The organism is Synechococcus sp. MU1655 (genome assembly GCF_023630655.1).
GTDB lineage: Bacteria > Cyanobacteriota > Cyanobacteriia > PCC-6307 > Cyanobiaceae > Synechococcus_C.
The window spans coordinates 1-4,420 of sequence record NZ_JAKUHK010000165.1 but is presented as its reverse complement, the minus strand read 5'-3'; the positions used below and the strand labels follow the sequence as shown (position 1 = coordinate 4,420).

General features: G+C 50.9%; 6 protein-coding genes. 1 reads left to right on the top strand and 5 read right to left on the bottom strand.

What is annotated here, in order from left to right:
- Positions 1-583: 583 nt before the first annotated feature.
- Positions 584-1,102 carry an adenine phosphoribosyltransferase gene (locus NCN04_RS08305; RefSeq protein ID WP_250395775.1) on the top strand — a complete coding sequence of 173 codons (519 nt, stop codon included), beginning with the start codon at positions 584-586 and terminating at the stop codon, positions 1,100-1,102.
- Here the strand turns inward: NCN04_RS08305 and NCN04_RS08300 are convergent.
- The 5 genes from NCN04_RS08300 to dapB are packed head-to-tail and all read right to left on the bottom strand — an operon-like array spanning position 1,093 to position 4,309.
- Positions 1,093-1,305, bottom strand: a complete 213-nt coding sequence (locus NCN04_RS08300; protein WP_048346377.1) for a DUF2949 domain-containing protein — start codon at positions 1,303-1,305, stop codon at positions 1,093-1,095. The genes NCN04_RS08305 and NCN04_RS08300 overlap by 10 nt on opposite strands.
- A gap of 19 nt (positions 1,306-1,324) precedes the next feature.
- Positions 1,325-2,494 carry an FAD-dependent monooxygenase gene (locus NCN04_RS08295; RefSeq protein ID WP_250395774.1) on the bottom strand — a complete coding sequence of 390 codons (1,170 nt, stop codon included), beginning with the start codon at positions 2,492-2,494 and terminating at the stop codon, positions 1,325-1,327.
- Between the two features lie 8 nt (positions 2,495-2,502).
- Positions 2,503-2,754, bottom strand: coding sequence for a CAB/ELIP/HLIP family chlorophyll-binding protein (locus NCN04_RS08290; protein ID WP_250395773.1), 252 nt, complete (start codon positions 2,752-2,754; stop codon positions 2,503-2,505).
- A 17-nt stretch (positions 2,755-2,771) separates the two neighbouring features.
- A complete protein-coding gene (locus NCN04_RS08285; RefSeq protein WP_250395772.1) occupies positions 2,772-3,446 on the bottom strand; it encodes a DUF8619 family protein in 675 nt (224 codons plus the stop codon).
- Between the two features lie 11 nt (positions 3,447-3,457).
- A complete protein-coding gene (gene dapB / locus NCN04_RS08280; protein WP_250395771.1) occupies positions 3,458-4,309 on the bottom strand; it encodes a 4-hydroxy-tetrahydrodipicolinate reductase in 852 nt (283 codons plus the stop codon).
- Between the last annotated feature and the right edge of the window lie 111 nt (positions 4,310-4,420).

Genomic DNA, 4,420 nt, shown 5'->3' with positions numbered 1-4,420 from the left:
TGCTTCAGTCATGGCTTGGTGGCGTACCGACTCGAGTCATACCGCTTCGACTTCAATCAAAACAAGGATGGCTGCAGTGCTAACACACGAGCATGGAAGGCGGAAAGCAGCCTGCTCGTTAGCAACCAACAATGATTGACCTTATCTAGACAACTAACCCTAAGGCTTTAAACAATTCTTTCAAGGGAAAGGTGGCTACAGCTGAAATTGACACAAGATCTGGGCCAAACAAGAACTGAGGGAGACAACAGCAAGGGATTGTGACGCATAAGACGAAGCACGCATTGCCGGATTGAGGCACAGATAAACAATTAAAAACTTGGAATATCACCACCCATCAATCAGAAAAAAAGAATGTCATGGGCAAACCATGCCAACAAACTTTCCACTGATAGTCGAGCCACAAGATGGTTTAGAGAAGCTAAAAAACTTAAATCTAAACTCGAATTCAAATCGTTTCATGAGTCTGAGGCATGAATCAGAGCGGATCAGCAACCACACGCTGCGGAGGGGACAACACAACTCAAGATGATCCCTAGCCATATCTGCGATGATGAGGTCCAAGTCTTACAAGCATGCATCCTTGGATCTTCGTCACTACGTTCAAGATATTCCAGACTTTCCAAAACCAGGAATTCTCTTCCGAGACATCTCCCCGATGTTGCGTGATCCCCTGGGCTGGGCCGAGGTGATGGATCGCCTAGGTGTGCTGTGCGATTCGTTGAAGCCAGACCTGATTGTGGGAATTGAAGCCAGGGGTTTCATCGTGGGAATGGGCTTGGCAACGCATAAGAAACTTGGGTTCGTTCCAGTTCGCAAACCAGGGAAACTACCCGGCAAGGTGTATGGAATTGATTACGCCCTTGAATACGGAACTGATCGTCTCGAAATTCATGCCGACGCCATGAGAGACCAGCCGAGGATTTTGGTGGTTGATGATCTCTTAGCAACTGGAGGGACTGCCGCAGCCACGGCAGACTTGGTCAAACAGGCTGGCGGTCAACTCGTTGGTTGCGCCTTCATCGTGGAACTCAAAGATTTAAAAGGACGAGGACGCCTTCCCGACGACATCCAGGTTGAATCTCTAATTCACTACTCCTGAGATTGCTGCCAGTCCAAAACGTCTTGGTATCCCTGCAAACTCAGCAGACCAAAACTCCAGAGCACCACAGGTAGGGGGGCCTGTTCCAATTCGGCTTGGCGCAGACCAAGGTTGATGGCACTGGCACTCAATCCAAGCTTTCCCTGCAAGTAGGAGAGCAATGCCGCCGATGGCTGGGGTTGTGGGTCACTGCTAATGACCATCAAAACCAATCAATTGCTCTCACTTTGGCAAGTGATGCATCAGAGTGCACGGTCCGTCAGACATTGCCTGAAGCGAAACACGGCGCATCCATGGAGAGTGCTTGAGCATGAAGAGCCCAAAACGACGAACAAGAAGAAGTGCTGACTGACGGTTGGAGAACAAACGAACGAGAAGATCGGTCGCAAAACCAACAGATAACACATCAAGATAACGTTGCCTGGTGTAACGAGTAGGAACTGCTTTTAGACCCCGCCGAATGGAGGAAGCAGATGTCATCAGCCGAAGAAGGGTTTCAGCATCGCGCCAACAAAGATTGAGACCCTGACCTCCCACAGGGTGACAGCGATGTCCAGATTCACCCACAAGGACAACATTATCTTGATGCAGTTTTGGCGACAAACTAATCTCTAATGGGAATGCTGCGGGTGAATCGAGCAATGCATCTGGCTCAAGACCACGGGGAAGGATCGTAGAAAGATCATCTAAAAAGGCCGATGCCTGAAGAGCAGCCAACTGACGACATCGATCAAGAGGGGCACTCCAAACAACTTGAAAGTCTGAATTTCCAAGTGGCAGAATGGCCAGAGGGCCTTCTGGCCTAAAGCATTCGAAAGCTGTTTCGGAATCAATATTGCGAAAACGTACTTTTGCAGTTAAACAACCCTGCGAATACGAGTGAGACCACCAAGAAAACTTGAGTTTGGATCTTGTTGGTGAGCGAGGGCCATCGGCTGCAATCACCAATCCAAAATCATGAATGGAATGAAGTGGTTGAGAGGAAGCTTCGCCGAGGTAAAGCTTCACATGAGTGGATCTCTCAAGTCTGCTCATCAAGAGCTTCATCAAGGACGTGTGATCCAAAATCCATCCAACAGCACGGGATGATCTATTCGACGAATGAAGATCAGATTCTGTAAAATCTACAGTTCGGTTAATAGCACGATCTTCAAGACTCAAGGTCTTAAAGGGTGACAAAAATGGAGCCAACTCACTCCAAAGGCCTAATCGCGTTAGTAAACGTCTTGAGGAATGAGTTAAAGCATAAGCCCTGCTTCGAGAACAGATTTGATCTGCGCTCAGGGGATCAAAGAGATGAATTGAATAACCAACATTTGCAAGCCCAATGGCAAGCAAACTGCCTGTTGGACCGGCTCCATTGATCCGAATCGGAGCTAGGGAGCCGGTCATCACTGAGATCAGCCGATGCCGAGAAGTCCACGGGTGAAGGCTTCACCACCCATGGCCAATTCAGTTGCAAGCAAAGCAATGAAACCAAGCATGGCCATGCGGCCGTTCAGCTTTTCTGCACGGCTATGAAAGCCCCAACCGCTCTCAACATCCACAACTTGCATCCGTGGTTCTGTGGCAAATGCGTTGAGACGACCACCATCTTCTGTGGTTACGGTTGCACCGCGGATGGTTGCTGCGTTTGTAGAGGCCTGAGTCATCGGAGTTCTGCCGTTCGTTAAGAAGTGTAACCCATTTGTGAAGAAACGTTGCGCAAGCGCATGCGGCAGAGGTCTTCGAACGCAGGTCGAAGCAGGTATGGGTAGTCACCGATCCACATCCGCAGACCAGGAAGCCAAGCATCCGTAAGAGCGCCCAATCTTGAAAAGTCGTTGCGGTCACTCAGCACCACACAACGGATCAACACTCCGGAGCGAATCGATGCATGCTGTTTCGTCATTGGAAAGGAGATTCTTCCGAGATAACCGTCCTCATCAGCGAGCTCCAACACCATCCACGTCCTTCGGTTTTCAATCAATTCGAGCTGGCCGCGAGCATCAGCCTGCTCCCGTTGATTTTCGACTCGCTCCTGCCGATAGGCCTTAACAATCTCCCCCTCAAAAAGAGCAGCCGAGGGATAGCGGCGTAAAACTGCATTTTTTCGACCGGCTTCTAAGATGGGCCCCCAAAGGACATAGAGCAAAAACACAACGCCGATCATTAACAAGATCGAGCCCCATCGACTGGATAACTGGCTTTGACTGATTAACAGAGTGATCACTCCCCCAATCGTGGCAATCAACACACGCTGGAGAACTTTTCGGGGATTGCCAAGGGCAGCTTTGAATTGTTGACCAGTGGCAACAGCGGGTATCAACCGATGCAACTCACCGGGACGAAGCGGAATCAACATCCTGCCAACCCCTAAAGAAGACGCTCGAGGCCATAAACCAGCGCCTGTAGTTGTCGCACTTTACGGATGCAAAGCAAGACACCTGGCATGTATGCGGCCCGATCAATCGTGTCGTGCCGCAGGGTGTAGGTCTCACCTGGAGAGCCAAACATCACTTCTTGATGAGCCACTAGTCCAGGCAAACGCAAAGAATGCAACCGCAATCCACTCGGACGCTGCCCACCGCGGCTTCCAGCAAGAGATTCATGCTCATCCACTTCTGGTTCATTAAATTGTTTGCCTAGCTCTTCCATGAGTTCGGCTGTTTTGATGCAGGTTCCGCTAGGAGCATCAGCCTTGCGGTTGTGATGGAGCTCAGTCAATTCGGCATGGTCATAAAACCGGGCAGCAGCGGCAGCAGCCTGCTGAAGCAACACCATTCCCACAGAGAAGTTAGGAATCACAGCTCCACCAATGGATGCCTTGTCGGAAAACGATTGGAGATCATCAAGTTGGGCGGGTGACAACCCCGTGGTCCCGATCACAGGATGCACGCCATAGGCGATCGCTGCCCTGGTGTTGGCATAGACCACAGAGGGGTGGGTGAAATCCACCATGACGGCTCCTTTCCCAGGCCCGGCATCTCGGACGGCCTGACTCGCAGAACACAAGCAGCCTTCGAGATCCGCAGTAACGGCCACCTCCAGGGACTGAAGCCCCAATAATTCGCCCACGTCCTGTCCCTCTTTACCGGGTGTGTTGTCCACTGCACCCACCAGATGGCAATCGGGAGCCATTTGAACTGCTCGAATCACCTCAGCACCCATTCGACCCAGCGCACCGGTCACCACAACGGGTATCGAACCGGTCTGGATGTCGCTCATGAACGTGTTGCAGATGGACTCAGCCTATGGGGCCAAGCGCGGATGTAACACGAAATGCAGATCTCGAGCAGAGCGACACAGACACACGTAAGCTTCTTTACATTCCTCAAT

Coding starts and splice junctions, on each gene's coding strand:
- NCN04_RS08290 (WP_250395773.1), bottom strand. CDS start 2,754: ATGACTCAGGCCTCTACAAACGCAGCAACCATCCGCGGTGCAACCGTA.
- dapB (WP_250395771.1), bottom strand. CDS start 4,309: ATGAGCGACATCCAGACCGGTTCGATACCCGTTGTGGTGACCGGTGCG.
- NCN04_RS08300 (WP_048346377.1), bottom strand. CDS start 1,305: ATGGTCATTAGCAGTGACCCACAACCCCAGCCATCGGCGGCATTGCTC.
- NCN04_RS08285 (WP_250395772.1), bottom strand. CDS start 3,446: ATGTTGATTCCGCTTCGTCCCGGTGAGTTGCATCGGTTGATACCCGCT.
- NCN04_RS08295 (WP_250395774.1), bottom strand. CDS start 2,494: ATGACCGGCTCCCTAGCTCCGATTCGGATCAATGGAGCCGGTCCAACA.